The organism is Pyrodictium occultum, from assembly GCF_001462395.1.
GTDB classification, from domain to species: Archaea; Thermoproteota; Thermoprotei_A; order Sulfolobales; family Pyrodictiaceae; genus Pyrodictium; species Pyrodictium occultum.
Genome location: NZ_LNTB01000001.1, coordinates 1043417 through 1070040, shown reverse-complemented (window position 1 = coordinate 1070040; position 26624 = coordinate 1043417). Strand labels below are relative to the sequence as shown.

The 26624-nt window shown below is 55.9% G+C and carries 27 protein-coding genes and 2 tRNA genes; 11 read left to right on the top strand and 18 right to left on the bottom strand.

The features are described from left to right. Positions 1 to 18: 18 nt before the first annotated feature. A complete protein-coding gene (gene metG, locus CF15_RS05620; protein ID WP_236698152.1) occupies positions 19 to 1779 on the bottom strand; it encodes a methionine--tRNA ligase in 1761 nt (586 codons plus the stop codon). Between the two features lie 62 nt (positions 1780 to 1841). On the opposite strand from metG, the gene CF15_RS05615 reads away from it, so the two are divergent. Next, on the top strand, positions 1842 to 2798 hold the full coding sequence (locus CF15_RS05615; RefSeq protein WP_058370911.1) for a PfkB family carbohydrate kinase: 957 nt from the start codon (positions 1842 to 1844) through the stop codon (positions 2796 to 2798). Next, a complete protein-coding gene (locus CF15_RS05610; RefSeq protein WP_058370910.1) occupies positions 2767 to 3174 on the top strand; it encodes a YkgJ family cysteine cluster protein in 408 nt (135 codons plus the stop codon). Before CF15_RS05615 ends, CF15_RS05610 begins: the two co-directional genes overlap by 32 nt. Here CF15_RS05610 and gcvPB read toward each other — a convergent pair. The 6 genes from gcvPB to CF15_RS09360 all read right to left on the bottom strand — a co-directional run bounded on the left by gcvPB (position 3129) and on the right by CF15_RS09360 (position 8460). Further along, positions 3129 to 4727, bottom strand: a complete 1599-nt coding sequence (gene gcvPB, locus CF15_RS05605; protein WP_058370909.1) for an aminomethyl-transferring glycine dehydrogenase subunit GcvPB — start codon at positions 4725 to 4727, stop codon at positions 3129 to 3131. The genes CF15_RS05610 and gcvPB overlap by 46 nt on opposite strands. Next, a complete protein-coding gene (gene gcvPA, locus CF15_RS05600; RefSeq protein WP_201783089.1) occupies positions 4724 to 6106 on the bottom strand; it encodes an aminomethyl-transferring glycine dehydrogenase subunit GcvPA in 1383 nt (460 codons plus the stop codon). The genes gcvPB and gcvPA overlap by 4 nt, the downstream gene beginning before the upstream one ends. Positions 6107 to 6413: 307 nt before the next feature. Further along, the gene (locus CF15_RS05595; protein ID WP_083494522.1) at positions 6414 to 6713 is read right to left on the bottom strand and encodes a helicase HerA domain-containing protein; all 300 of its coding nucleotides are present in this window, start codon (positions 6711 to 6713) and stop codon (positions 6414 to 6416) included. 318 nt (positions 6714 to 7031) lie between these two features. Then, a complete protein-coding gene (locus CF15_RS08900) occupies positions 7032 to 7949 on the bottom strand; it encodes a hypothetical protein (protein ID WP_168371300.1) in 918 nt (305 codons plus the stop codon). Positions 7950 to 8090: 141 nt separating this feature from the next. Beyond that, positions 8091 to 8330, bottom strand: coding sequence for a hypothetical protein (locus tag CF15_RS08600; RefSeq protein ID WP_236698150.1), 240 nt, complete (start codon positions 8328 to 8330; stop codon positions 8091 to 8093). Beyond that, on the bottom strand, positions 8305 to 8460 hold the full coding sequence (locus tag CF15_RS09360; RefSeq protein ID WP_168371299.1) for an AbrB/MazE/SpoVT family DNA-binding domain-containing protein: 156 nt from the start codon (positions 8458 to 8460) through the stop codon (positions 8305 to 8307). The genes CF15_RS08600 and CF15_RS09360 overlap by 26 nt, the downstream gene beginning before the upstream one ends. 415 nt (positions 8461 to 8875) lie before the next feature. On the opposite strand from CF15_RS09360, the gene CF15_RS08890 reads away from it, so the two are divergent. The 3 genes from CF15_RS08890 (at position 8876) to CF15_RS05590 (ending at position 10449) form a co-directional block, all read left to right on the top strand. Next, positions 8876 to 9307, top strand: coding sequence for a hypothetical protein (locus CF15_RS08890; protein WP_168371298.1), 432 nt, complete (start codon positions 8876 to 8878; stop codon positions 9305 to 9307). Between the two features lie 4 nt (positions 9308 to 9311). Continuing rightward, positions 9312 to 9962 (top strand): hypothetical protein, encoded by a 651-nt coding sequence (locus CF15_RS08885; protein WP_168371297.1) that lies wholly within the window; start codon positions 9312 to 9314, stop codon positions 9960 to 9962. Positions 9963 to 10134: 172 nt separating this feature from the next. Continuing rightward, positions 10135 to 10449 (top strand): TrbC/VirB2 family protein, encoded by a 315-nt coding sequence (locus CF15_RS05590; RefSeq protein WP_058370906.1) that lies wholly within the window; start codon positions 10135 to 10137, stop codon positions 10447 to 10449. Between the two features lie 612 nt (positions 10450 to 11061). Here the strand turns inward: CF15_RS05590 and CF15_RS05585 are convergent. Next, positions 11062 to 11173 (bottom strand) — tRNA-Thr (locus tag CF15_RS05585). Between the two features lie 447 nt (positions 11174 to 11620). Between CF15_RS05585 and CF15_RS05580 the strand changes: the two genes are divergently transcribed. Beyond that, the gene (locus CF15_RS05580) at positions 11621 to 12367 is read left to right on the top strand and encodes a DUF2208 domain-containing protein (protein ID WP_058370905.1); all 747 of its coding nucleotides are present in this window, start codon (positions 11621 to 11623) and stop codon (positions 12365 to 12367) included. A 20-nt stretch (positions 12368 to 12387) separates the two neighbouring features. Here CF15_RS05580 and twy1 read toward each other — a convergent pair whose 3' ends face one another. Both twy1 and CF15_RS05570 read right to left on the bottom strand, forming a co-directional pair. Then, positions 12388 to 13539: a 4-demethylwyosine synthase TYW1 gene (gene twy1 / locus CF15_RS05575; protein WP_058370904.1), complete on the bottom strand. Its 1152-nt coding sequence runs from the start codon at positions 13537 to 13539 to the stop codon at positions 12388 to 12390. Positions 13540 to 13929: 390 nt separating this feature from the next. Beyond that, the gene (locus CF15_RS05570) at positions 13930 to 14292 is read right to left on the bottom strand and encodes an MGMT family protein (RefSeq protein ID WP_058370903.1); all 363 of its coding nucleotides are present in this window, start codon (positions 14290 to 14292) and stop codon (positions 13930 to 13932) included. 152 nt (positions 14293 to 14444) lie between these two features. Here CF15_RS05570 and CF15_RS05565 point away from each other — a divergent pair. After that, positions 14445 to 14521: transfer RNA gene (locus CF15_RS05565), tRNA-Met, on the top strand. Positions 14522 to 14635: 114 nt separating this feature from the next. Next, a complete protein-coding gene (locus tag CF15_RS05560; protein ID WP_168371296.1) occupies positions 14636 to 16801 on the top strand; it encodes a hypothetical protein in 2166 nt (721 codons plus the stop codon). On the opposite strand, the gene CF15_RS05555 is transcribed toward CF15_RS05560, so the two are convergent. Continuing rightward, complete coding sequence (locus CF15_RS05555; RefSeq protein ID WP_058370901.1) at positions 16742 to 17959, bottom strand: nicotinate phosphoribosyltransferase; 1218 nt, start codon at positions 17957 to 17959, stop codon at positions 16742 to 16744. The two genes, CF15_RS05560 and CF15_RS05555, sit on opposite strands and share 60 nt — an antisense overlap. Positions 17960 to 17964: 5 nt before the next feature. Further along, a complete protein-coding gene (locus CF15_RS05550) occupies positions 17965 to 18375 on the bottom strand; it encodes a secondary thiamine-phosphate synthase enzyme YjbQ (RefSeq protein WP_058370900.1) in 411 nt (136 codons plus the stop codon). 138 nt (positions 18376 to 18513) lie between these two features. Here CF15_RS05550 and CF15_RS08595 point away from each other — a divergent pair, with 138 nt between their 5' ends. From CF15_RS08595 to CF15_RS05535, 3 genes are all read left to right on the top strand, one after another. Then, a complete protein-coding gene (locus CF15_RS08595) occupies positions 18514 to 18942 on the top strand; it encodes a thioredoxin family protein (RefSeq protein WP_058370899.1) in 429 nt (142 codons plus the stop codon). 238 nt (positions 18943 to 19180) lie between these two features. Further along, positions 19181 to 20017 carry a BtpA family protein gene (locus CF15_RS05540; RefSeq protein ID WP_058370898.1) on the top strand — a complete coding sequence of 279 codons (837 nt, stop codon included), beginning with the start codon at positions 19181 to 19183 and terminating at the stop codon, positions 20015 to 20017. 132 nt (positions 20018 to 20149) lie between these two features. Beyond that, entirely contained in the window at positions 20150 to 20887 is a 738-nt protein-coding gene (locus CF15_RS05535; protein WP_058370897.1) for a methylenetetrahydrofolate reductase, read from the top strand. Positions 20888 to 20893: 6 nt separating this feature from the next. Here CF15_RS05535 and gatC read toward each other — a convergent pair whose 3' ends face one another. The 6 genes from gatC to CF15_RS05505 all read right to left on the bottom strand — a co-directional run bounded on the left by gatC (position 20894) and on the right by CF15_RS05505 (position 26622). Beyond that, complete coding sequence (gene gatC, locus CF15_RS05530) at positions 20894 to 21184, bottom strand: Asp-tRNA(Asn)/Glu-tRNA(Gln) amidotransferase subunit GatC (RefSeq protein WP_058370896.1); 291 nt, start codon at positions 21182 to 21184, stop codon at positions 20894 to 20896. Continuing rightward, positions 21174 to 22217 (bottom strand): MBL fold metallo-hydrolase, encoded by a 1044-nt coding sequence (locus CF15_RS05525; RefSeq protein ID WP_236698148.1) that lies wholly within the window; start codon positions 22215 to 22217, stop codon positions 21174 to 21176. The genes gatC and CF15_RS05525 overlap by 11 nt, the downstream gene beginning before the upstream one ends. 183 nt (positions 22218 to 22400) lie before the next feature. After that, positions 22401 to 23390 carry a hypothetical protein gene (locus CF15_RS05520; RefSeq protein WP_236698147.1) on the bottom strand — a complete coding sequence of 330 codons (990 nt, stop codon included), beginning with the start codon at positions 23388 to 23390 and terminating at the stop codon, positions 22401 to 22403. 241 nt (positions 23391 to 23631) lie between these two features. Continuing rightward, complete coding sequence (locus tag CF15_RS05515; RefSeq protein ID WP_058370894.1) at positions 23632 to 24468, bottom strand: protein-tyrosine phosphatase family protein; 837 nt, start codon at positions 24466 to 24468, stop codon at positions 23632 to 23634. Continuing rightward, positions 24465 to 25661: a lactate utilization protein B gene (locus CF15_RS05510; RefSeq protein ID WP_236698146.1), complete on the bottom strand. Its 1197-nt coding sequence runs from the start codon at positions 25659 to 25661 to the stop codon at positions 24465 to 24467. Before CF15_RS05510 ends, CF15_RS05515 begins: the two co-directional genes overlap by 4 nt. After that, entirely contained in the window at positions 25654 to 26622 is a 969-nt protein-coding gene (locus tag CF15_RS05505) for a (Fe-S)-binding protein (RefSeq protein ID WP_058370892.1), read from the bottom strand. The genes CF15_RS05510 and CF15_RS05505 overlap by 8 nt, the downstream gene beginning before the upstream one ends. Between the last annotated feature and the right edge of the window lie 2 nt (positions 26623 to 26624).

The following is a 26624-nucleotide window of genomic DNA, read 5'->3' as shown; positions in this document are numbered from 1 at the left end:
TGCATCAGGGCCCGCCGGCTACCAGCGTAGCAGCGGCGGCCTCTTCTCCATCACCTTCTTCCTGGCCTCCTCTAGGATCTCCTTGACCTTCTCTGGGAAGTCGTTGGCCAGCTTCCGGAACAGCGGCTCTGGCTCCCCTATCTCGTGGCCTGGCTCCACGAGGGGCCTGGATGCCTCCCTCCAGCGGCCGGGCTCGTGCACCGAGCCCCGCATGTTGAGCATCCTCCACAGCCTCTCCGCGGCATCTGGAGTGAAGGGTGCCAGCATCACAGCCAGTGTCGCCACAGCGTTGGCCGCCACATACATTGTTGTAGCGGCATCGCTGGGCTCCGTCTTTATCTTGTCCCAGGGCGCCTTTGCATTGAGGTACTGGTTGCCGTGCCGAGCCAGCTCCACGACCTCGTCTAGCGCCTGCTTCAGTCTGAATGAGTCCAGGTAGCTCCCAACCCTCTCAGGGGCCTTGAGCGTGTAATCCAGGTAGTCCCGGTCTAGCTCCTTCATCTCTCCCGGCTCTGGCACCCTGCCGCCAAACCTAGACTTTATGAACTTGAGTACCCGGTGAACGAAGTTGCCTATATCGTCGTTCATGTCGCTGTTAACTATTCTCGTGAACTCCTTCCAGGTGAAGTTGGTGTCCCTGGTTTCCGGCCTCATCTTTATCAGTGCGAAGCGCCAGTAGTCGGCGGGAAGTATCTCAAGCGCCTCATCTATCCATATACCCCAGCGCCTACTCTTGGAGAACTGCTCGCCCTCATACATCAGGTACTCGGTCGAGGCTATATACCATGGGAGTGTGTAGGGGTCACCGCTGGCCATGAGCATCGCCGGGAATATTATGGCGTGGAAGGGTATGTTGTCCTTGCCTATGAAGTATACAGTCCTCGTTTCCTTGTCGAACCAGTATCTCTTCCAGAGGCTCTCGTCCCCCTTTTTCAAGCCATACTCCTTGGTTGCAGATATGTAGCCAAGGAGAGCGTCAAACCATACATAGATTGTCTTACCCTCGGCCCCGGGGAAGGGGGCCGGTATGCCCCACTTGTTGTCGCGGGTCACGCTACGCGGCTTGAGGCCCTCCCTGACCCAGTTTAGCGCATAGTTCTTCACGTTGGGCGGGAGGTTCGACTCCTCGAGCCACTTGAGCAGCCTATCCTGAAGCTTGGACAGGTCGAAGAACCAGTGCTTGCTCTTTCTGAACTCCACGGGGCCGCCGCATATAGCGCAGCGCGGGTTCTTAAGCTCGGTCGGGTGCAGGAGCCTGCCACAGTTGTCGCACTGGTCTCCATGGGCGTAGGGGTAGCCGCAGTAGGGGCATGTGCCTACCACGAACCTGTCGGGTAGGAACATCTTGTCGCGGGGGCAGTAGGGCAATATATCGTCCTGCTCGAATATGTAGCCATTCTCGTAGAGCTTCATCATGAACTCGCGGACGAACTCCCTGTGTACCGGGCTCTCGGTGCGTGTGTAGTTGTCAAAGCTTATCCGGAACTCCCTGAAGAGCCTGGACACGTACTCGTGGGCCTGGTCAGTGAGCTGCCTCGGGTGGACCCCTCGCTTTATCGCCTCGATCTCTATCGGTGTACCGTGCTCATCGCTCCCGCTCACGAACACGACGTCCTCGCCGCGCAGCCGGAGATAGCGGGCGAACACGTCGGCAGAGAGCACTGAGCCGATAAGGTTGCCTAGGTGCGGCACGTTGTTGACGTAGGGCCATGCAGACGCTACTACCCAGCGTGCCACGGCTACCTGGCCCTCCGGAGCCTGGGCCTCCCCGAGGTGCATGCGGCCCGCCCCTTGTTATTTTAGGCGCTCCCTCATCCAGGCGCGGCTCCGGGGCCGGTGAATTGCCTGCCCGGGACCCCCCGCTGCACCTGGCAGTTGGTAACATCAACGTTGACGTCTACCTCCTGGTTGACTACTTGCCGGGCCCGGACGATAACGTGGTGGCTCGTGAGGCCTACCTCGGGCCTGGCGGCGCGGCGTCGAACTACTCGGTTGCGGTATCCAGGCTCGGGCACCGGGCAGCCATAGTAGGCCACACGGGGAGGCTCGCAAAGCAACTAGGAGTTCTGGCCGGGCTCGAGGCTGCGGGTGTAGACACCTCCTTTGTGAAGATACACGAGGACGAGATGCCCGGGATAGTGATTGTCCTCGTCACTCCCGGCGGCGAGAGGACGATGATATCTATGAGGGGTGCTAACAACCTCCTCCGCGGCGATGAGGCCAGGGGCGCTGTTGCCGACGTGCTGCACGTGGCTAGCCGCGGCGTGGAGGTGCTGGAGCGTGCAGCTTCCAGCACGCGCCCCGGCATAGTGTCCTATGACCCTGGCAGCTCGGTGGCTAGGAGGGAGGGGGGCCTGATCCTTGAGGCTGCCCGGAGGTATGTGGACATACTGGTTCTCAACAGGGTGGAGTACCAGCTTGTGGCCGGTAATAGAGGCATCGAGGAGGCTCGTGGCCTGCTCGGCGGGAGGCTCCGTTACATTATAGTCAAAAGGGGGTCTGAGGGCGCGGTGCTCGTGGCCAGGGATGGTGTATGGCATGTTGAAGCCCTTCGCCTCGGCGAGCCCGTCGACACCACTGGGGCTGGCGATGTATTTATAGCTGCATTCAACACGTACTTGGTAGAGAGAGGTGACCCGCTGGAGGCTTTACAAGCGGCCTCGGCCGCGGCGGGCATTAAGGTTACACGCCGGGGTGCCCAGAGTGCGCCTAGCAGAGAGGAGGTCGAGAAAATCCTCCGCGAGAACCCGCCGAGGATACGGGAGTATGGGCGAGGAGCCTCCCGAGCTCAGGGTTGACTGTAGGCTCCCCGACGGCAGGTTGTGCGCCCTCTGCTGCTACAACACTGAGATGCCCCTCACTAAGGAGGATATTGAGAGGATAGCGTCCCTGGGCTACAGTGTGGAAAGCTTCGTAGAGTATGTGGACGGCATTCCGCGCCTAAGGAATGTCGACGGGCACTGCGTGTTCCTCGACCCCTCAACCGGGAGGTGTAGAATATACCCATACAGGCCGATGGGCTGCCGCCTCTATCCGCTCGTCTACGTCCCCGGAGAGGGCGTTACTGTTGATCCTGAGTGTCCTAGGGCATACATGATTAGCGGAAAAACTGTGGAGAGGCTGGCGCCCTATGTGGCGAGGCTCGTGGAGAAGATATACGGGAGGCTAGAGTGAGAGCTCTCTCCCGCAAGCCTCCTCCTGAGCACCCGGTGGCTCGGCGTCACGCTGCGCGGGTGGTTGGCGTACACGTTATCTAGCCTGCCCACAGCGGTGTTGCGGGGCGCCCGCTTCACAGCCTCCGGGTCCCGGTAGGCCTCTTCCACTATCTCTCGGAGCGCTCTTGCATACTCCTCGATCGAGCGGCGGGGCTCTGACTCAGTGAACTCTATCATGAGCGCCTCATCCACTATGAGCGGGAAGTACATCGTTGGGGCGTGTAGCCCTCGGTCTAGCAGCGCCTTAGCCACATCCTCGGCCGTCACGCCTGTATCCCTCTTCAGAGGCTTTGCCGAGAGCACCAGCTCGTGCTTCCTGGGGCGATCCGGGTCATAGGGCAGCTCGTAGCCCCTGACGCCCCTCATCAGCGCTATGAAGTAGTTTGTGTTGATCACGCTCTGTATGGCCGTTTCCCGGAGCCCCTCGCCGCCAAGCATGGCTATGTATATGAACGTCTTCACGAGGGGCAGTATGTTGCCGTAGAACATTCTTATCCTGCCTATGCACTTCTTGCACTCGTAGTCCCAGTAGTAGCGGCCGTTCTTTCTCGCTATTAGGGGCCTGGGCAGGTAGTCTACAAGCTCGCCGCGTGCGCAGACAACGCCGGCTCCAGGCCCGCCGCCGCCGTGGGGTGCGGAGAAGGTCTTGTGGACGTTAAGGTGCACGATGTCGAAGCCCATGTCGCCGGGCCGGACTATCCCCATTATGCCGTTGAGGTTCGCGCCATCGTAGTAGAGGAGCGCCCCCCGGCTGTGAAGCTTCTCGGCGACCTCGAGTATCCGGTCTTCGAACAGGCCGAGCGTATTGGGGTTTGTCAGCATTATGCCCGCCGTGCGCTCGGAGAGTGCGGCCTCAAGGGCCTCCATGTCCAGGGTGCCGTGCTCAGAGGTCGGTATTCTCACCACCCGGAACCCTGCCATAGCGGCGCTGGCCGGGTTGGTGCCGTGGGCCGAGTCTGGGATCAGCATCTCGTCCCTCTCCTCGCCACGGTCCGTGAAGTACTTGCGTATCATCAGCGCCCCTGTCAGCTCTCCTGCAGCGCCGGCCGGGGGCTGGAAGCTGCACCTATCCATGCCGGTGAGCTCTGCCAGCCAGCGCTCGAGGAGGTAAAGGATCTCCAGCAGCCCCTGCACGGTCTCCTCGTCCTGGTAGGGGTGTAGGTAGCGTATCCGCGGGTCTCTGGCCAGCTCCTCGCTTATCTTGGGATTGTACTTCATTGTGCAGGAGCCCAGGGGGACAGGGCCCGTGTCGACGCCGTAGCTCATCTGGCTGAGCCTCGTGAAGTGGCGTACCACCTCAACCTCGCTCAGCCCCGGCACCCTGGGTGCTTCCCTCCTCAGCATTCTGCCGAGCCGCTCCTCGGGCGCCCCGACAAGCCGCTCTAGCTTCTCGTCTTCATCGCTGTAGGGGTGGACGAACCAGGTGTTATCGTAGCTGCCGAGGTCGTAGATGAGGGGCTCGCTCCACTTAGCCTGCCTCCAGCCCTTCCTCAGCTCGAGCCCGCCGCTCATAGGGCCTCACCCACCGCCTCTACGAGCTTGTCTATATCACTCATGCTATGGGCCTCGGTGACGCAGAAGAGGGCGGAGCGCTCGTCCTGGAGCGGGGGCCTCTCCGCGAGGGGTAGACCGCCCAGGATCCCTTTCTCCAGCAGGGCGCTGTGCACCTCCCTGTAGGGCTTGGGAAACCTGGCCACAAACTCCTTGAAGAACTCGCCTTTGAAGAGAGGGGCTTCAACACCCTCTAGCTCGCCTAGCCTCTTGGCGGCGTAGTGGCTGCGGAGCCAGATGCTCCTGGCTAGCTCGCGCAGCCCCTGGCCGCCCAGCAGGGAGAGGTAGGCGGCAGCCGCCACAGCCAGGAGGGCCTCGTTGCTGGTTATGTTTGAGGTAGCCTTCTCCCTGCGTATGTGCTGCTCGCGGGTCTGGAGTATCATAGTGAACCCGTACTCCTCGCCGTCGACGGCTCTCGTGAGCCCTATGAGGCGGCCGGGCATCTGCCTAACTAGCCTCCGGTCCCAGCGGGTGGCGAAGACGCCGAGGTAGGGGCCTCCATAGTTGAGCCCCAGGCCGAGGGGCTGGGCGTCTCCGACAGCTATGTCTGCCCCGTAGCTCCCAGGGGGCCTTACTATGCCTAGGCTGAGCGGCTCTACACCAGCTATCAGCAGTGCCCCTCTCCGGTGGGCTGCATCTGCTATAGCCTCTATCTCGTCCTCTATCACTCCCAGGAAGTTGGGCGTCTCTACATAGACCGCGGCCGTGCCGGCGTCTATCCTGCTCTCTGCATCCTCTAGGCTGGTCTTCCCCGTCTCCCCGTCGAAGCCTAGGATCTCCAGGGTGGCGTCCTTGCCCAGCAGCCAGGTCTTCATAACCTCTAGGCGCTCCGGGTGTATATTACCCGCTACCACTATCTTCCTTCTCCTCGTAACGCGCATGGCCGCCAGCGCCGCCTCCGCCGCGGCGGTGCTCCAGTCGTACATGGATAGGTTGACTACATCCATCTCGAGCAGGTCAGCCATTAGGCTCTGGTACTCGAAGAAGGCCTGGAGGAGGCCCTGGTTTACCTCCGGCTGGTATGGCGTATAGGCTGTATAGAACTCGCTCCTGGAAACTATGGCCTCCACAGCCGCCGGGACCACGTGCATGCAGGCACCGCCGCCCATGAAGGGCGGCGGGTCCAGGAACACACGGTTCCTGGCGAGAAGCCGGTCGATGATCCTCCTTATCTCCCACTCGGAGAGCTGGCGGCCGAACCCCACACGCGGGGGCTCCCGGAGTATAATCTCCCTCGGTATATCCCGGTATAGCTCCATCACGCCTTTAACTCCAATACGCTCGAGCATTTCTCTACGGTCTTTGCTATTCGCCGCAGGGGCCCAGGGGAGTTTCGGCACACCCATGTCACCCCGGGTAGGCAGGGCTCGGGCCCTAGCCGAGGCTCTGGGGAGAAGGGGATTTCGGAGGCCCCCAGGCTCCCGGCGCTCCGGGGCTGTGACGAGAGTCATGCCTGCCGAGCGCTAGGGATGACGCCAGCTACCCTGGGGTAGCTGAGCCCCTGCACCCCATCCTTCAATGAGGAGAGCGGGCTCCCGGGGGCCCTGGAGAGGCTGGGGGAGAAGGGGCGTTGAGCCGGGAGGCTGCTCTAGAATAGTGTACACACAGTTCCTAAGTATGTGCTCGAGACGGGGACCCCAGAAATCCCTAGAATAATTTTTGAAGGGCTGATATAAACGATTCACCAACACGCTCCAACTCCTGCACATCGCGGTACTCGAGGAAATTAATCCTAACAGTACTGCCATACACGCTGGCTGTTACAGGGTCAATGTATACAAGCCTATCAATCTTGTCCTCAGGTATAAGCATGACAATCTCAAGTGCAAGGTCTCCATGAGGGTCGAGAAGAGTGAAGCCCTCGCCGAGATCAATGTGTTGCTTTATCAGAAACTTCAACAATGTAGACTTACCAGTACCAGACTCACCAAATATAGCAATATGCACCTATCGTCCTTATAGATACCATATGCTTTATTATTGAATAAACCCAGATACACTACTTCCTCAAGGCGTTTTAGTTTGATCAAAGCCATCACCTAATAACGCATAGTATGTAGGAATATAGTTACGGATGCTGATTAATCCCATAAAATCTTTCAACTCAAATTATATTTTTAGAACACTTCATGAAGCCACAAGAAGGGCCTATTGAATATGTAGAGCTATTTAGTTACGAGACCTTCATCCTTCTTTTATGATAGGAGCTGTCAGTTCTAAAGGTTTCTTCTAGGATAAAAAAAGTAAGTTATTTTTCAGACCATTTTATTTCTTTGAATGTCCTATGAGAGCTCCGACAATACCTGGCAGGATATGAATAGCTCCCACCATGGCCAGTCCAAACATTGCCAGCTTCTTTAAGGCTTCAAAGAATTCTAGACGTCTTTTTGTCTCAATCCACTCCCTGAAGCCGGGCATTATTGTGGCTAATTTTGTTCTTAGTTCATCGAGTTTATAGGGGTTAAATTCTATTATTGGCGCATTTCCATATCTTGTCAGGTAGGAAGGTAGTCCTCCCAATGATACTCTTTCATCCTTAATTATTAGCATGGGTTTATTCAAACCGTAGGCTATTCCTGTCTCACTATAGAGCCACTCTAGTGTTCTCCAGAGCCCTGTCAAAGCATCAAGATGCCTTGGTGTCGCTATTGCTATTACAGCATCGGATCTCGCTATTTCTCTTCTTACCGCCTGAGGAACTTCCTCCTCTCTAACCTTTACTTCTACGCCTATTGTAACCGTTTCGAATCCCCACTCCTTTATCATTTCCACTATGGGATCGCCAATAACTCTATCCTCAGTACGCAAGCCTCTAGAGACGAATACCCTGTATAATGGCTGCGGATATATACTTAAGAAATACCTCCTCTCATACTCCACAATACCTCTATCAACCCATGTATTGCTAAAGTACTCGTAGACACGGTGCCTTATTAGAAATATTTTTCTGCCAACAACATTTTTAGGCAACAATATTCTCGCGGTACCCAAGTACATATTGCTCCTAGGGGGAATAGCTCCTGCCACAGTATTGATCCTGTATTTTCCGAAGTCGAACTCTATTTCAAAATCACTAAAATATAGATAATTATCGCCAGTATTTTCAACCCAGAAGCTCACAGTAGCTGTGTCTCCTGGCGAGTACGTAGACTTGTCAAATGCCCACCTTAGGATCCAGCTCATTTTAGATCCCCTGTTAATTTGTTCTTAATAAGAATGTAATAAATATTATATAGCTTTGAAGATAATTCTTCAACTTATACCATAGATCAGGAGCAAACCTGATCTCCCCCTCCCTGCTCACACAAGTCACCTACAATGCTTTTATATTTTTATAACTTTTTCTCCGCCTAGGACATATTCTAATAGAGTAGTAAACTCTGATACTTTACCATGAGGGCTTATGCCATAGTAGTAGTTGAATTCGCTACGGCATTTGGGGCATTCAAGTATTCTAACCGTGTAAAATCTAAACCTCCGCGGCTCTTTTAACAGTTTAAACTTGGAGATGTCTACTTCGTATCCACAGTATGGGCATTTAACCATGGCTCCCAGCCTTCCCAACAACTATTCTTCCTTCTTCGAAAACCCATTCTATTTCATCATTCTCATGAAGGTCTAGAAGCTTCCTTACTTCACGTGGAACAGTGGTTCTATAGTATTTACCGATACGTGTAACGGATAATATAGGCATAAACACTATATCACCTCCTATGAGAGAATATAGTGGTAATACTTTATAAAACCAGCCAGAATAATGTCTCTAAGCAATATATACTACCAGCTTCTTCCATAATCCCATAGCGGAATAGTCTTAGAGAGCCTTATAGTTGGGGAGGAAACTACTCGCCTTCTCCATGCTCATGGAGACTTGTATCATAGATGAGAACTCCCCGGTTCTCAGCCTTCCTAAGGGGGCTGGGAGGAGCTGTGAAGCCTCCCCTAAACAATAAGGAGTATAGAGAGGGTTTCCTTTGGTTGGGGGTTCAAGATGCGTTGGAGCCCCCTAAACAGTTGAGCCACAAATTTGTGGTGAGGATGGTCGGGGGCTTTCGTGCTATTTCAGCCCCTGCAAATAAAAATAATAGGGGAACCGGGGTTCCCCTAAAATGCAGTGGGCGATGGAGTTGGAATCACCTAAGATTACCTCTACCAACGTGGAACCCTGCAGAGACACAATAGCTCCATGCCTCATGTTTAATGTCCGTGTTGAAGGATTTGATGCTGGTAGAGGGATTTATATTCCAGTAGATGGCGCACTATATTCTGATGATGAAAAATTTCTGACACGAATCATTCTTGACAAGGTTTCATTCAGCGGTACATCATTTCCTCCACAAATAATAGTAGATTACGGGGAGAAGTATCCCAGAGATCTCAAGCATACTCTGATCCTCGGAGGCAAAGCATTACTAGATCCTAAATCTATAAACTATATTGAGGAGAGGAGGAGAATAAACAAGTATCATAGAGTTGAATTGAAGCTTAAAATAAGATTTATAGTACTTTACAGTACGGTTCATCATCCAGACGACATATAATAGGGTGGGAAAGGATTTTCGTTTAGCCGGGCTCCCAAATGATGCTGTAATGTTAAAAGCCGGAAAACCATTACTGGGTATAAACAAATTAAAATTACTGGGTATAAACAATACTGTATATAGCGAATATGAGACACCTATTACAATTGAGGGTCCTAGATGGGTTAGAGATTTTGCCCCCGCACTAGGACTTGGAAACTATGTATTGCTAGAGCTCCCATTACCAGGGCCATTACCAGAGCCGGAGGAGTCCTTACAGCGCTTTATTAATGCTATTAAGTCGCTAAAGCGAGCTAGAGAGGCTATATATGAGACTCTTAGTATTGGACCACCATTAACAGCTCTTAGGAATGCCCTCATAGAAGCCTGCTATGCGTTGGAACCCTTAAAACTCGCTACTAGGAGCCAAAATGGAGGATGCATGCTAGTTAAGGAAAAGCTTAAAGAACTATTCCAAGGAAACGAGCTATTAGCTAAGCTCGTGACAGAAGTTTTTACCAATGTCAAGACAATTTCAACAAGAGGCCCTGAACCCACACAACCCCATCTAGCACCCGGTCCAGCACTAACACTATATCAAGTAGAATCACTTATAGGACTGGCAACATTCATACTCAAACTTCTACTAGATACACTCAAGTATAGACGCATATGAAAACACAATCCCAGCCAATTGCTCGTTTTAAAATGTAAACCTCTACTCATCAAAGAGCCCAGATAACTTTCTAAGAAAGATAAACGCTTCTTCATTTATATGTAACTATGTTTTACCACGTGTTTCTTTGTGGTGTTAGATATGTGTTTAATTTACCGGGTTTAGCAGGCGGATGCGCGCTATTGCCAAGCTTTTTCCGGTATGGCTATCTGTGATTCTGCCTAGTATAGTGTATGCTCAGGATGAGACTCAGCCGCCTGAGGAGCTTGTTACAATGGTTGACAAGATCCTAGGGCTCCTGCAGTATCTAGGCATAGCAGTTTTAATAGGCGGAATGATCTGCACCGGGATCCAGCTTGCCACAGCGGATACACCAGAAGAACAGGCTAGGGCTAAGAAGAGGCTTGGGCTAATAATCTTGGCAGGAGCAATAATGGCTCAAGCAACTCTTTCCGAGTTAAACCGTTTGCCTCAGCTATTTGTTTAAGCCTGTGGCTTTTCTCCAATACTTCTTCGGGAGTGCTGGGAGAGAATGTGTCTGTGAAGGGATCCCATTTGAATACTTCTATGTAACTTAATGGTATAGGCTTCCTAGACCCCAGATCTAGTCCTGTAACCTCCCACACATTAGCCAGCTCCTCGGCTAATCCTAGGCCTATGCCTGCCTGTAAGAAACACTAGAAACTGTTTCTCGGGAAGCACTGATTTAACAGGCTTTTTCGCAATACCCAGACCTACGAAGCCTGATACAAGCACGATAACAGCTACTTCCCCAAACCTCAACCCGCCACCTATCGATAGTGATGCTGATATAATGATGAAACAATGATTAGCAACTGCCTAGCGCTCAGGCCTCCAATAAACGGGAAGCTGAAGAGAGGCTGCATCCACCAAGACCTATCCTCAACAGCTAAAACCCTAACCTTCCTAACCATTACATCATCCCATGAAAAGAGGGGAGGAGAACATAGTAACGGATATACATTATAAACGTTATTATCCTAGGTTAGCGAATTATCAATAAAGTGTTAGGAAAATTAAGGAGGGACATGAACATGAGGGTATGGAGCCGGATGGTGGGTTGGGGAAGGCCCGCGACTGGAGCCGCCGCCGGGATTCGAACCCGGGACCCCCGGCTCCCTCGGAACCCGCGGCTCCTGGACCCCAGCGGGGCTTACGAGGCCGGTGCTCTACCGCTGAGCTACGGCGGCACCATGTAGTATGGCTAGGAGGCCCGGCGGGCGGCTTTATAGGGTTATCGTAGTGTCTAGCCTCTAGTGGCCGATGATGCATCACGCAGGCCTAGTGAACCCCGCCCACCCTCCGGGGCGGGGGATGCCAGGGCCCGTCCACGCTTGAGGCCTCGTCTCGAGCCTCCCCGGGGAGGGTGGTCAGCGCTCAGCCTTCTCCTCATAGCCCTCGGCGTAGGACGCCTACATCACCTGCAAGGCTTTCGAGAGCGTGGCCCTCAGCTCCAGGTTCCTCGCCAGCAGGCTCGGCCCGGCTCTATTCATCACGTCGGAGGCCTTCCCGTGTGGGGTAGCCACAGCCCCCTGGCCTTATTAGGGGCCCACTTCTCGTAGCCCGGGTGGATCAAGGGGGCTCATACCGACTTCATGGGTGAAGCCTGTAGCCCAAGGTAATAAAGGTGGGTGGGTTTGCTCTCGGAGCGTGCCATGATGCTCATAGGCCAGCTTTATCTAGCAGTGCTCTCCCTAGTCATAGCCATAGCGCCTCACTACTACTGGCTTGTATTCATAGTCTACATAGTGGCCATAATGGCGCTGGGCATGTATTCAGCCCGGGGGGTCTCCGGCAAGGTACCGAGAGAGGAGGTGGTGAAGGCGAGGACTCTTATGAAGGAGGATAAGGCCTTTGAGATAGCGATGGAGGATGAGGACCTCATAAGGCTCTACGCCGGCCAGGCTAAGTCAATGATGATAATGCTCCTACTACTCCCCATCTACTACATCCTCTTCAGGGCGGCGGCAGCGTATCATGATGAGGCAGTTGCTAACCTAAACTCTATTGGCATACACGGGGTTCTCGCAGGCTTCGTCTTCTGGCTACTAGTATTCGAGGCGATGTTCCTGCTGAGCCAGGCCTCCAGAAAGCTCATGGTGGGAGGCGGTGTGAAGCAGCCACCGCTAGTGCCTCACGGTTTCCGCGTGACAGAGAAGGGTATAGTTATGAAGGGCTCCATGGGCCAGGTCATCGGGTTCCCCCTGCCGGAGGGAAGCGAGGTCAAGCTGAACGAGTCAAAGAACTATGTCGAGATAAGGTATCCTAAGGGCAGCAGGGTGAGGCTCTATACGCGCAAGGCGCGTAAGCTCTACGAATATATAGTGCGTTACGGTCTTGCAGGCAGGGTTGAGGGTAAGGAGGCTAGTAAGGAGTCCGCCTAGAAACCATTGGGGCCTGTGGGTTAAATCTTCTGTTCGAGGACCATCCGGTACTCGGTCTCGTCGAGGCTTGGGTTCTTCTTTAGCGCCTCTAGCATCTCCTCTAGCCGATCCTTCTCCTTCTCCATCTCGCCTTGGCAGCCCTTGCCAAGCCTTATCGGCTTGTCGATCCTCGATAGGAGAACCACCCTACTCTCTATCTGCTGTGATATTACTTTGTAGCCTGTCATATCGGCGAACTTCTTGGCGAATGCTAGGATCTCCAAGTGGCGCAGCATATCAGTACGGCTGAGCCTGTTCCTGGCCGCGCCGACATGCATGTAGGACTTGAACTCCACATAGGTAGGCTGCGCTATCTCAACCATCTTAGCCCAGGCCTTCAAGGCATCTTCATGCATATTGAAGCTCCTAACTAGCGTGAACCTTATCACAGTGGGGCTTGAGAAGCTTGGCAGGAGCTCTAGCGTCTTGAGTGTTAGCTCCCAGGCTCTGGGTACAAGAGGCTTGTTAAACTTGTTATAGCTGCTCTTGTCCCAGGCCTCTATGCTTATGTAGAGCTGGGAGGGCTCCTCCTCCAAGTTTGCAAGAACGTCGGGGCGGACTCCACGTGTGACGAGGAATGTCGTCATGCCACGTTTGTGGTACTCTTGTATAAGCTCGCCGAGCCTCGGGTAGAGGGTAGGCTCGCCGGTGAGGCTTATGGCCACGTGTACAGGATTCATTGCCTCCTCAAGCATGCGCTTCATCCTCTCGTTGAACTTTGGATGGCCCCAGTAGCCCATGAGCGACTCGCGGTGTGCCTCAATGCTGCCCTCGGCTATGAGGTCGGGGTCATCCACCCATGGTAGCTTGGTGTCGTCCCATTTGAGGGTGTCGGTGGGCCTCAGCCTCCAGCAGTGTAGGCATGCGTTCCAGCACCATAGCGCTGCAGGGCTCATCTGTACGTCTCGGTGGCTTTCGATGCCATAGAACTTGCACTTGTAGCAGAACCTGTTCTCCACTAGAGCCGCATGGGTCCAGTGGCACTTCTTGACGACGCTGTGGCGCCCGACTATAATGTAGCCCTGCCTTTCGAGTATCCTGTAGAGCGTGCGGTAGGGCTCTGGGAAGTCGTCTATCCTGTACTTCCACCTCTTGCCGCGTACTGTCCTGGGCTTGAACTCTAGCTGTGCCATTTTTAGCCCCCATAGGCTGGGGTTTGATCGACTTCTGCTACTCTAATAAGCTTAGCTGGACAGGCAACCCCTGGGCGGCTATTCTTTAAATGGCGGGTCCGGGTGCTTCTAGTCTCCGCCATGGGGGATGTGGTGCACACCCTTTGACCGAGTTGGCGGTGAGGGAAGTGGCCAGGGCCGAACCCCTCCTAGTCTGGATCAGTGCTCCGCCAGCCTCTTCACCCCCGGGGGCCTAGTGGACTGCCTGCTAAGGAGGGTCGGGCCCAAAGGTCGTCATCATCGCCATGCTGAGCCAACACCTAGCTGACCATGCCTGGAGCATGATGAGTTCCCTGTGGTCTGAGGAGGGAGGTCCAGCGCACGGCCCCTGACGCTCTGTACCTTTACCCTTCATGGGTCATCAAGGTCTACTTCAATGCCTCTCCCATGCTTCTCTGCAACCTGCCAGAACTCGCTGGGCGAGTCTATAACGTTCCTGGGCCGGGCTTTCCCGTCAAGCGCGCCCTCTATTTTTAGGAGTTTCTTCTTGAAGTTGATGCCCTTGCTGAATCCACCCAGCCTCCTCTTCGCTACTACGCGGTGGCAGGGCACTACTATGAGGTCCCTATTTGCCCTCATATATGCTCCCACAGCCCTGGGTGAGGTACCTAACAACTGGGCTAGAGCATTATAGGTTATCGTGTAGCCTGGAGGGACTATTGTCAGGAGTAGGTATGAAATGTCCCTGCGGGTTGTGGGGTCCCTCCAGCTCACCCTCTCCCCACCTACGGGTCGGCCCTGCTGCGGGGAGGCCAGTCATCCCCTCCCGGGTGTAGTGGCTGCCGGGCTAACAAGGCAAGCCCGTAAAGCTTATAAGTAGAGCGGGGACCCGTGAAGAAGTAGCATGGCGGATGGCGGGGTAGCATAGCGGGGTAGGGTAGCCTGGCAGCCCGCGGGGCTCATAACCCCGAGGTCGGTGGTTCAAATCCACCCCCCGCTACCACAGCCCGCAGAGAGCGGGCCCCGCCGCCACTCCTTCTACACCGGCCACCCCCTCCCCTAGCAGATCCCCACAGTCCTGCCGGCCTGCTTTAGCTCCGGCCAACCCCCTCTAACGGTGACCGGCCAGGGCTACGCGAGAAACCAGGGGTCTATGGACACTAGAAGATACTACATGCTGGTTATGCCCTTTGCCATTAGGAGCATATCCATTGGAGGGCAGCATAACAGCTTTGATAACCTGCAGCGGTGTATTCCACAGAGGCTAGTAGTTGTAGGCGGCAACGAGAGGCTCCTCAAACTAAGCTGCAATAACAATGACAGCGTGCTGGTCCCCCTAATAGATGGGCAGACAGTTTCCATTGGAGATAGCTTTAGTGGCTGTAGGCCGGGCGATAGCGAGTCTAAAGTTATAGCGGAGGGCCCTCACGCCATAATATATGAGCGTAGAGGACTCTTTAGTCAAAATCTCCTGGTCCTCTTCCGTGCAAGCGGATGTAAAAGATGGGATAGCATAAGCAAGGCCAACGTTGTGACCCAGGGATCTGATCTAGTATCAAGCTTTGTGCTCTATAAGCGTGCGGGCGAGTACCTCCTCATACTCGACACACTTAGCTCGTTTATGCATTTGAGAATAGGCGAGAAACCGGGCCTCGTGAAATATAGGAATGGCGTGGTAGCGTTATTCTTCCAGGATTATGTGCGCCTCGTAAATCCCGCGGCAGGCTTTGTCGACGTGCCCTCGGTGGAGCGCAGCTTAGAGCCCCTAGGCTACAGCATGGATGGTGATGTGCTCCTCTACAATACTAACGATAATGTTGTATATCTTGTGGATAAGCTGGGCGGCATAAAGCCGCTCGTGCGCTGCCGAGATGCCTCCCCCATACCCTCCTATGAGGGGTACAGCATACTTGACTGTGATGGGCGTATAATAGGCGGATCTAGCGCTCTAGCATCATACGCGCTGAATCTCGTCAAGAGGGCGCTGGCTCTCCATAATGCTGTTGTCGTGTTTCCCTACGTGGTCGTAACGAGGGATAATGAGGTCTCTATTATAGAGCTGGGTAGGGTCTCGTCAATACTGTTTGAGGTTTCCCCCAGCTCACGGCGGCTTAGCAGGGCTGTGGGTGCAGGAAAGCTGGGAGAGAGCGGCGTCAACAACCTAGTTTCTATAATGGAGAGTGAGATCTTTGGTAAATTGGTTGATGCTGAGATTAGGCTTGAGGGAGCGAGGTTATGGACAACTAATAGCGGAACTCTCTGCCTAAGAGAGAATTATTGCGGGCAATCAATACTCGAGGCTTGGGGCAAACTAGTGGGAATAGATAGTGTAGAGAGCATAGAGCTGCTGGTGGGAGACAATAGGGTAGAGCCACTAACGCTCCATGAGGACAATAATTTATTTCATGTAGTCTATGTGCTCGGGTTTAGGCCAAACGCTTCCAGGATTGCTCTGCGGGAAAACGCCACTGGAGCCCTGGCAGAGATCGAGAGAATACGTGAGCACCAGTTATCCCTAGAAGTTACAGTGATGGAGGTTGTTCCACGCGGTCTAGACATTGTCGAGGTTGTGTTTAGGGTTGATACTAACATGGAGCTCTACAAGCTGCTAGTGCTTCCCCGGTTTGTAAAGGCTAGAGTAAAGTCTGCACAGAAACATGCCAGGCTCTACAGCGCCTTGGTCCCGGTGGAGGATCTAGTCAACAGTGATAATATAGGAGTAGTTGGTGTAAACGACAACGGCATATTGCTCAAGACGGAAGCGCGGCTTGTCAAGCCATTGGAGGATGTACTAGGATCCATAGAGAGGTTCGACATAGATATTAGAAGGGGCCGCTTGTATATAGTGATGGAGCTTAGCAGGCCTGGCTACCTTGCAGCCAGAGTTAATGGATTGGATGTGGTTGTTGAAGCGGGGCCTAGACTCCCTCTGCGTGTACCTGGGGGGCCGGTGGAGCTTACACTGAGAGACGCTAGGGGCGTGAGGAACCTAAGGCTCTTTGGGCCTACCGAGAGTAAGGTAAACGTAGGCCTCCTAGATAGGAAGCGCATGTATCTAGGATGCAGCTATGAGTGCATAGTGCTATGCTATGGTAAACCACTCAACAGCGGTACAGTTGTCATCGATATAGAGAGATTGCTTGATAGCGGTAACGGTGCATGCAAGGTCATTAATATAGGATATGGGTTCGTGAGGGAGCACAGGCTGGACGCAATTAGGGCCCTAATGCTGCTTGGTGCTAGGGCTGGTATAGCTCTCGCCCAGCTCCTTAAGCTGCGATAGTACATAGTTCCTTATCTCATCAAGGCTCGGTACCTCTGTCAGCAGCTCGCCTTTCTCCATGATCTTCTCTAGGAGCGGTTTAGGCTCAGAGCCATCGCCGCAGTTTTTCTCCGGCTTCTGCCCCCAGGGCACTATGGTATCATTGAGCGGCTTGCAGCGGTATACCTGCTTCATTCCAGGTAGCTTACCGCGTTTCGTTATGGGTACCCACTTGTCGCCCCTCTTAACCTCTACAATGTCCATGCTTATATCTATGCTGGGCGGGAAGGCTATTGAGGTGCCTACGCCGAAGCCGTCGGCTACATCCCTAAGCTCTATTATATCGTTTTCATCGAGGCCACCGCTGACGATTATTTTAACATTGTTGTAGCCATGTAGATTGAGCGTCCAGCGCACCTCCTCAACGATACGCCGCATGTTGCCCCTCCTGCTGCTCGGCGTGTCAAGCCTCACGCCGAACAACTTATCTCCGAGAGTCTTAGCTGCTAGCAGTGCCTCATACCTCTCATCGTAGAATGTGTCGACTAGAGCTATCCTGGGCACCTCGGGCTCAACGATCTCGTCAAAAGCCTTCCAGGCCTTTACAGGGTCCCCGAAGACTATGATGAGTGCATGGGGCATGGTTCCCTTAGGCTCTAGGCCGAGCATCTCGCGCGATATGGTTCCAGATACTGCGTCACAGCCGCCTATGTAGGCGGCTCTATCAAGCATTGGAGCCAGAGCCGGGTGTGCGGAGCGCAGGCCGAAGAAGAGTAGAGCCTTGTCCCCCGCAGCCAGCCGGAGCCTGGCAGCCTTGGTGGCTACACTAGACTCGTGCCTAAGAACGCCTAGTATAGCGGTCTCCAGCTCTGCGAACTCGCAGTAGGGGCCTTCAACAACCATAATGGGCTCTACGGGCTTGAAGAGCGTACCCTCCCTCATGGCGTAGACGTCCACATTCCTGCCTTCAAGTATGGCAAGTGCCTCCTCGAGCCCAGCCAGCACCGCCCATTCATAGCCCTTAGGGAGGCTGTAGGCGTGGAACTCTGCCCTGACAAGCGTGTCGCAGAGACCCTTAGCCTCCAGGATCCTCTTTGTCCGCGTGAAGTAGATGTCGGTCACACGGCCTTCACGTATATCCCTTGGATCCGCGACATATAGTTGGGGCCTCCGGGGCAATGATCCTACTCCCCCAGCACCTCTACGATAACCCTCCTGCTCCTAGGGCCATCGAGCTCGAGTAGAAGGATGTTCTGCCAGGTGCCGCGGACAAGCCTCCCGCCGGCAACCGGGAATACCCTTGAGGGGCCTATCACGGCGGCTGCGAGGTGCGCATGGGCATTATTATCTATCCGGTTATGCCTCCACTTGTAGTCCGGCTTAAAGAGCTGCTTAACAAGGTCTATATAGTCTTCGAGAAGCCCGGGCTCGGCCTCGTTAGCTATTATGGCAGCCGTAGCATGAGGTACGAAAACCATACACATGCCGTTCCTTATCCCAGACTTAGAGACAATGCGCTCAACCTCAGACGTTATGTCAACCGCTTCAAAACGCTGCCTCGTAGACACAACAAGTTCGTCCACAAAGACCCGCATCCCAAACGCCCCCGTGCCTTAGACTCGCCGCACCATAAGCTGCCCGGGAGACTTCAAAATAAGATAGCCCGCATTGACCGCCACTGCAGCACAATTAAACGTAGGCCCCGCCAGCAAAGGATGCGCGGGTGGCACCGGATGAGCAGCGTAGACGAGGTAGCTGCAGAGCTGCGGAAGCTTGTAGAGCAGAAGATAAGACGCATAGAGCAGGATCTGGGAGACCCCCTCTACTACATAGAGAAGGACTTTGATAAGGTGATAGAGAGGTATCCAGTAGCCGTGGTAGAGTTCTCCGCGCCCTGGTGCAACCCCTGCAAGGCCTACACTCCAGTCTTCCGGCGCGTGGCACGCCGCCTTATAGAGGAGTACAACGGCAAGGTACTCTTCGCATACCTTGACACAGACAAGCTACCCGAGACAGCTGACCGCTACAATGTCGAAAACATACCTACAACAATAATATTCGTAAACGGCCACGTGGCCGACGTGATAATGGGGGCTACAACCGAGTCGAGACTCGAAGACAAGGTCAGATCAATACTCAAGGAGGTTGTCGGGGGCAAGTAGCATAGCGGGGACGAGACTAACAACCGGCCCTGGCTCCGGCAACCAGTAACCACTTTTATTGGGAGGTTTCGGCAAAGGGGGAGGCCTGTCATCCTTTCAACGGTCCCATTGGGGACAGCGCATCCACATCCCTAGGCCACTATAGGGGGTTCAGGGACACCGAGCCTCCTTATATATTTAGAGCCCATTAGAGCCTATAGCAACGTGCTGTGATGAAAAAGGTCGAGGGCCGAAAACCGTGCGGAGAGAGGATGGCGCTGAGCCGCTCAAAATACCTGTACTCGGCTTCAAGCCGCTGATAGGAGTAGTGCATCTACCCGCAACACCCTCCTCGCCCAGGGGCCATGGCGATGTCGAGAGGCTGGTCGAGTACACGGTTAACGAGGCAGGCAAACTCGAAGAGGCAGGCTTCGATGCAGTTATAATAGAGAATTACGGCGATAAGCCCTTCGCGGTGGCAGGCCGTGATGACGTGCTGACCGCTGTCCTCAGTGTCGTGGCAAGGGAGGTGGTGAGATCAACAAAGCTCCCCGTAGGATTGAGCGTGCTGCGAAACAACGCCTCCATAGCCCTTGCTGTGGCCTATGCCACCGGCGCCAGGTTCATCAGGCTTAACGCCTACTGCGACACCAGGCTCTCGCCAGAGGGGCTTCTGGCCCCAGCGGCGAGGGAGGTGGAGCAGATGAGAAAACAGCTTGATAGACACATAATGGTCTTCGCAGACATAGATGTAAAGCATAGCTACCCTCTCGGAAGCTATGACCTCGGCGCTGTCCTTAGCGACTGTGTGGAGAGAGGCTATATGGATGCAGTTATAGCAAGCGGGCAGGCCACCTCAAGGCCCCCAGATCCCGGGTATGTTGCCTTCATAAAGCGGGGCTCGCCGAAGCCAGTCCTCCTTGGAAGCGGGCTGAGGCAGGAGAATCTACAGCTATACTGGAACATAGTGGACGGGTTCATAGTAGGCTCGTCAATAAAGTATGGTGGCAGGACAGCTAACCCCATAGACCCGGAGAAGGCCAAGAGACTGGCAGAGGCTGTTAGAGAGCTTAGAGACAGAGCCAGGCTGGCCTAGGTGCTGCGCCAGCCCCGGTGGAAGATATAAGGAGGCTAATGCCGGCTAGATTCTCGCTAGAGCAGGACCAATGCGGTTGCGGGCCAGGGACAGTGCCTGGGCTGCATCGAGCCATCAGGAGGCGAGGGGTACATGCGTCTGCTGGGAGAGCTTGAACCCACGAAGAACCCCGACAAGCTAGCGCTTCGCGTAGAGAAGCTCGCTCAGGCAGTGGACGCTATAGACATACCTGAGGCCCCCATGGGAAGGCCTATAGCGAGTGCAGCAGTGCTAGCAGCCTACATAAAGGCTAAGTACTTCATCGATGTAGTTCCCCACGTGCGGATAGTGGATGTCAACACTGTAGGGCTGCTGAGCATACTTGGCGGCCTAAGGGCCGCCGGTGTAGAGGAGGCTGTACTGCTTCGCGGTGACAGACCAGCCCTAGGGGGCACTGTAGAGGAGCTGACTGTCGAGGAGGCTGCAAGTATAGCAGCCAAGAGGCTGCATGGATCCCCGAGGCTTGGTGCCATGCTTAGCTTGCGATACCCCATGGAGGCCATCCGCTCGCGGCTCGAGGCCCCTCTCAGCTTCTACCTAGTGCTCCGTGCAAACTACTCGATAGAGAGGCTGGCCGAGGTTAGCAAGCTCGCCAGGAGCCTGGGGAAAACGCTCTACCCATACGTGATAGTGGCTAGTAAGAAGAACTACGAGAAGCTCAAGATGATGCTGGCAGACCAGCCGATATATAGCCTGGACGAGGCTATAAGGTTTGCAGAGAAGGTAAAGAGCTACGTGGACGGCCTGCTCATATCGAGCCCCGGAGACATGGACACCGTTGCCGAGGCGGCACGCGAGATAAAGAGGAGGCTTGGCCTCCCGAGGGGTTAGGCCCCCTCACTCCTCAACAGTTCTCGGAGCTACCACGAACCCCTTCTCCACCCTGGCAGCGTTAAGGAGCGCCCTCTCCCGGTCCAGGCTCCCAGATGGCTTGTCCTCACGGAGGAGCCCCTCGCTGCCGGTAGAGTGGTAGAGAGGCTCAACACCCTCCAACCTGGCCTCTAGAAGCTTGTCTATCAGCCTCCTGGCCCTCTCTATACGCCTCCTAAGCTCCTCAGCCTCCTCCCCGAGGCTTATGCGGGAAAGCCAAGCCAGCTTCTCCAGGCTCATATCCTCCCTAGACGCCATCGACTCCACCCCCTGGCAGAGCCACGGCTGGTATTCCGAGACGCTTAGACACGTAGGAGGCGAAATAAGCGGCAGCCCTACCCCCACGATAGCTGTCAGCGACAAGCAGCCGCGGCCGGGCCTCCTCCACGTAGCTTACCAGCTGCCTGAAGTCAGCATGGTCGCTGAACGATACTACCAACTCCCGCGGGCCCAGCCTCCGGAAAGGCTCCCTAAACTCCCAGCCGGTTAGCAGTACGTGGACAGGCCTCGCGCCGTTCTCTCCAGGCAGCGATCTACGCCTACGCCAGCTACTATAGTGGCGAAAGCCTATGTACCAGCCGCTACGCTTAACCTCCACGGCCTCCCGGGTACCCTCCACCACCACGTCGCCCACGCGGTACCCATGACGTTCGAGAACCTCGACGCTGCGGCCAACACGCTGGTTCACAAGGAAGGGTGCGTCAACCCCTTGGTTGCGGAGCAGCAGCATTATCTCCTCGATCTTCCCATAGTAGCCATAGAGGTATACGGGGCCGTGGGAGAGCCCCTCCCGGACCACATCGGCTAACAGCAGGTCGATCTCCTCCTGCCACGGTCTGACCCAGTCCTCGAGCCCGTACGTGGCATCTATGACAAGCACGTCTAGATCGCTCAGCACCTCGGTACCGGGCAGCTTGAAGTCACCGGTATAGCCCACCCGTACCCCGTTCTCCAGCTCCACCAAGACCTCAGCGGCTCCAGGCACATGGTTAGCCCTTCTTAGAGAAAGCACATCGCCCTCCACGGACACCTGGACCCGGTAAGGTAGGGAAAGCCTCTTGCTAGGCGGTATCCTGTAGCCAGCAGCCTCGAGCAGGTCCAGTGTGAGCGGGGTGGCAGCTATCAGCGATGCCTCCCGTATGCTCCTCCTCAGCCCCAGAATATGGTCCTGGTGTATGTGCGTCACAACCCTAACACCATAGCCCGGCGCATGACCATCGACAGCAACCCGGCTTCCAAGCACTATCGCCCCGGTCTCCGTCACAGCGGCGAGATCCAGCAGGCTCCGCAAGGACAAGCGCTCCCTGGGATAGCGGGAAGGAGGCGAAGGTATTACAATTAAGCTTTGAGCCAACTCCGCGAGATCCAGCCCAATAAGGGGATAAGCGCCCTAGACATTGAGCCCCGGGACAGCCGGGGCATGGAACTATAAAACAAGAGAGGGGAGGCTGCGCCAGGCCCGCTGTCCTGGACCTCACTGGCTGCCCTGCTTGGCGAAGCCGAAGGTTAGGTTGAAGAGCTGGTCCAGCTCAGCCTTTATCTCATCCCTCTTCTCCTTCACGGCCTTTACTATGGCTTCTAGCGCGTTATAGGCCCTGCTCGGTATCTTGCCGCGGAACCAGCTCACATCCTTAGCCATGCCGACGCCTATGCTATCATACTTCACCCCAGTCAGCGGGTCCTCCTCGCGCTCGTTGATTAGCTTGTCTATCTCCAGCACCAGGGTACCCCTGGCAAGCATGTAGTCGCCGTAGGGGTCTACGAGCTTCAGCACCTGCTTCTTTATCTTGCTAAGGATCCTTATGCCAAGTATCTTCTCCGGGGACGGCCTTATCTTGGCAGCCTGCAGTGCACCCAGCAGCGCCACTATGCCGCTGAGATCGCTGAAGGGCTCGTACCATGGCCTGCCCCTGCCGCCGGCAAGCATCTGCTCGGCGCTCGCACGGAGAAGTACCTGGCCGCTCAGCACAGTGTTGTAGGCGCTGGCACTCCTGAACTTCTCGTCAAGAGCTATGTCGATTATGCTCTCTGCATTGCTGCCTACGAATAGTGTGTGGCGGGCGGGTGTGTCAAACACCACGCCCATGTAGAAGCCGAACATCACGGCAGCCTCTGGCCTGTCGGCAGCCTTGAACACCGTGTCGCCTAGAAGCGTCCTCTGAAGTGCAACGTCGCTTAGCCTCCTCGGGGCCTCGCTGTAGGCGATAACCCTCACCAGGCCGAAGCTCTGCATCATACGTAGGTAGTAGAGCAGGTCGTTCATACCGAAGTTCTTGAGCGCTACGTACTTCTCTCCCAGCATCTCCACCCTTACAATACCGCCGACTATGTCGCTGACCTTCTTCGGAGGCTGCCCTGGCTCGGCGGCCCCCGAGAGCATATCCTTATAGAATTCTATTAGCCCGGATATGCCGCCTAGCTTGCCCTGCGCAGCTGCGGCTAGCTCCTTGAACCTACGCGGCACTCTAGCCTCTAGGGTCAGAGGGGGTAACAGCATACTCCCACCGCTCCACGTACAGCTATACATTGGACCAGGAGTTAAAAATTGCCCTCTTCAGCCCTGTATGCCAGCCATCAGCGGCTAGCATGTTTAACGTATATTAGCTGATTGCAAGGTCGGTATTACTGCAGCTTGCACGGGCTACCTGCATCCAGCCCCCGTGGGACCGCAAGGAAGCAGCTAAGGATTGACTAGGCTGCAGAGCTTACTCATAGGAAACCTCGACGTGGAGAGCAGCCTTAAGCAGCCCCGATAGGGCGGTACGCACATCCTCCGCCAGAAGGTCGCAGAACTCTGTATAGCTGGTGCAGCGTAGGTAGAGGGTGTACCCCTCCTCGTCCTCTACTATATCTATCTCGGCAAAGGCCTTAGAGGAGTCTAGAACCGAGAGCAGCTTTCCAACCAGTGTAGCTGCACGGCCCGAGCCGGCCCCAGCCCTCCCCGCCGCTAGAGCAGCCTCCACGACCTCCAGGGCTAGCCCCATGGAGCCGAGGCCGCTGGCTGTGATAGCCTCCGCCGCCTGGCCCGCCAGCCGGAGCAGATCCCCGGCCACCCCGTCCCCGTAGAACGGCTCAAGCCTCTCCTCCCCCACGGTCAGCGCGGCCTCGAAGGCTCTCAGCACACCCCTCTGCCACGCCGACTCGACAGCCCCCGGCCGTATCCTCCTAACCGTCATGATAGCGCGGCGGGCGGAGAAGCCGTAGCGGTAGACGAGGTAGCCTGCTGCCAGCGTGGCGCTCCTACCTCTACCGCCCATGCAGTGGATGAGGACCCTCTTCCCCTCCTCGGCCATCTTCGTAGCAGTTTTTGCAGCATAGTAGAGCTGCCAGAGGCTCGGCCCCATGTAGTCGGGTACCGGGAGGTGGATGAACCTCTCAACCCGCAGCTCCCGCGGGTCGTATGCCAGCTCGTGCTTCTCGACAGCGGCTATAACCACGTCGAAGCTCTTGGATATGTATGGTAGGTCCCAGGGTCCAGGCATTGAGGAGAAGGCGACGTACTCGTCTACACTGAACACCCTGCTAGGCCGCACGAGGGTCACCCGGATAGCCCCATCCTCCTGGTGTACTGCCTTTTCAGCCAAGCCGCTATCCTCGACAAGGGTATCTCCATGGGGCAGACTAGGTCGCACCTCATACAGCCGAGGCAGAGCATTGCAGCCTCGGCAGCCACCTCAAGGCTCTCGGTTACGGCGGTCCAGCCGAGCCCCATAGGGCCTCCATAGACCCTTCCTCCCCAGTGGTTCGCAGACTGCTGCCATACCGGGCACTCCAGCTGGCACCTGCCGCAGCGGATGCAGCGCAGCTGCTCCGAGAGAACCGGATGCCTTGCAGCCCTCCTCCTGCCATTGTCAACTAGCACTACGTGAACCTCCCTTGGCCCCTGGGCGCCATAGACACGGTGGAGCTCAATGTCGGCAGTGCTGCTGGGTCCAGCGGTGACGTTCACGTAGGTCGGCGGGTAGAGGCCAGCATAGGCAGCCTGCACCAGGACAGCCTTGAAAGCATCCAGTATGGTTGGCATTATCTTGTCGACGCCCGTAACTACTACGTGCTTCCTGGAGAGGCCGGATACAATCCTAATGTTGCCCTCGTTCTCCACTAGGAACACGGCGCCCGTGTCGGCGGCCACCGCGTTAGCGCCGGTAATACCCACGTCTGCATGCACCAGCTTCTCCCGGAGAAACCGGCGCACAGCCTCAACGATCTCCTCAGGGCTGCCGGAAGATAGCTCAAGCCCGAGCCGCTCAGAGACCAGTCTCGCCGCCTCCACGCGGCTAATGTGGACCGCCGGGGCGATCGTGTGCATGGGCCTACCGTTCTCAAGCTGCACGAGCAGCTGCCCCAGGTCCGTCTCCCAGACCCTGTTGCCAAGGGCTTCCAGGTGCTCCCGGAGCCTTAGCTCCTCGGCAACCATGCTCTTAGACATAACCACTAGCTTCCCGCGCCCAACTATGCCGGCAACTATCTCCCTAGCCTCCTCCGGGGTCTCGGCAAGGTACGGCCTGGCCCCGACACGCCGCAGGCTCTCCATAGCCTTATCTATATAGTAGTCTAGCCTCTCGATAACGCTCTTCTTGGCCTCTTCAACCTCTCTGGCTAGGTGCTCTACCTCCGGGTGCCTCTCCAGCACCCTGGCCACGTTCCTCTCATTATTCTCCGCCGCTCTCTCCAGGGCCCTCCTCAGCGAATCGTCCTCGAGAGCCTCCTCGACCTCGCGGAGGACTCTACTCACCAGCTGCAGCACCCCCATCGACGCCGAGGAAGCCCTTGGCAAGCACCAGCGCTATATCCACTATAGTCTCGTCCCTGGCCACCCTCGAGAGGTTAGCATAGCAGATGGGGCATAGGGTGACCACCCTCTCCGACTTCTCCCTAAGCTCCCGGAGCCTTGCCTCAGCGATCCTCCGCGCTAGCCTGGGGGAGAGGGCCTCGACAGGCCCCCCGCAGCAGTAGGTCATTCTCCCACTTCTCCTCGGCTCGAGAACCTCCACCCCGGCAGCCTTCAGGAGGCGCCTAGGCTGCTCTACTATGCCCAGCGCCCTGGCGTAGAGGCAGGGATCGTGAATGACCATGGCGCCTAGGCTGCCAGGCGCTCGGGCCGGCTTGGAGCCGAGCCTCTCGGCAAGCAGCTCCAGGTAGTTAACCACCTCTATGCTGAAGCCCTCCACGTACTCCGGGTAGACGCTGCGCATAACATAGGTGGTGTGAGGGTCCACCGTTATCAGCTTCTCGGCGCCCCTCCTCCTCAACGCTTCATAGACTCTCGCCGCGTGCTTCCTGAACGCCTCCTCGAGCCCGAGGTCGTAGAGAAGCACCCCGCTATACAAGTCGTCCTCGTAGAGATAGGCGTACTCGACCCCAGCCCTCGAGAGGAGCCGGGCTATCGAGGAGAGTATCCCCTCCACAAGCTCGCTCTCCCGCCTATCGGGCCTCACCACCCTTGCTGCCAGCCTCGTGGAGGCGAGCTTCGCGAGCCTAGAGCCCCCCTTGCCGAGCTGCTCGAGCAGCGAGACGTAGGCCTTTATGTAGGGGACTAGCTGGTAGAGGGCTCCGGTGTAGAGGTATACCCGGCCGTTACGCGGCAGGCCCAGGGGCTGGGCCCACCGGTACACAGCCTCCCGAGGCGCTGGCACCGGCAGCCCGGTGCGTAGAGTGGTCTCAGCTATGGCTGAGAGCACAGAGCGGAGATCCAACC

Excerpts from the sequence above, each read along its gene's own strand:
- gcvPB (WP_058370909.1), bottom strand. The coding sequence starts at position 4,727 with ATGAGCGGCGGGCTCGAGCTGAGGAAGGGCTGGAGGCAGGCTAAGTGG.
- CF15_RS05610 (WP_058370910.1), top strand. The coding sequence starts at position 2,767 with ATGGGCGAGGAGCCTCCCGAGCTCAGGGTTGACTGTAGGCTCCCCGAC.
- twy1 (WP_058370904.1), bottom strand. The coding sequence starts at position 13,539 with ATGGCACAGCTAGAGTTCAAGCCCAGGACAGTACGCGGCAAGAGGTGG.
- metG (WP_236698152.1), bottom strand. The coding sequence starts at position 1,779 with ATGCACCTCGGGGAGGCCCAGGCTCCGGAGGGCCAGGTAGCCGTGGCA.
- CF15_RS09360 (WP_168371299.1), bottom strand. The coding sequence starts at position 8,460 with ATGCCTATATTATCCGTTACACGTATCGGTAAATACTATAGAACCACT.
- CF15_RS05550 (WP_058370900.1), bottom strand. The coding sequence starts at position 18,375 with ATGCGGGTCTTTGTGGACGAACTTGTTGTGTCTACGAGGCAGCGTTTT.
- gatC (WP_058370896.1), bottom strand. The coding sequence starts at position 21,184 with ATGGCGTCTAGGGAGGATATGAGCCTGGAGAAGCTGGCTTGGCTTTCC.
- CF15_RS05535 (WP_058370897.1), top strand. The coding sequence starts at position 20,150 with ATGCGTCTGCTGGGAGAGCTTGAACCCACGAAGAACCCCGACAAGCTA.
- CF15_RS08900 (WP_168371300.1), bottom strand. The coding sequence starts at position 7,949 with ATGAGCTGGATCCTAAGGTGGGCATTTGACAAGTCTACGTACTCGCCA.
- CF15_RS05590 (WP_058370906.1), top strand. The coding sequence starts at position 10,135 with ATGCGCGCTATTGCCAAGCTTTTTCCGGTATGGCTATCTGTGATTCTG.
- CF15_RS08595 (WP_058370899.1), top strand. The coding sequence starts at position 18,514 with ATGAGCAGCGTAGACGAGGTAGCTGCAGAGCTGCGGAAGCTTGTAGAG.
- CF15_RS08890 (WP_168371298.1), top strand. The coding sequence starts at position 8,876 with ATGCAGTGGGCGATGGAGTTGGAATCACCTAAGATTACCTCTACCAAC.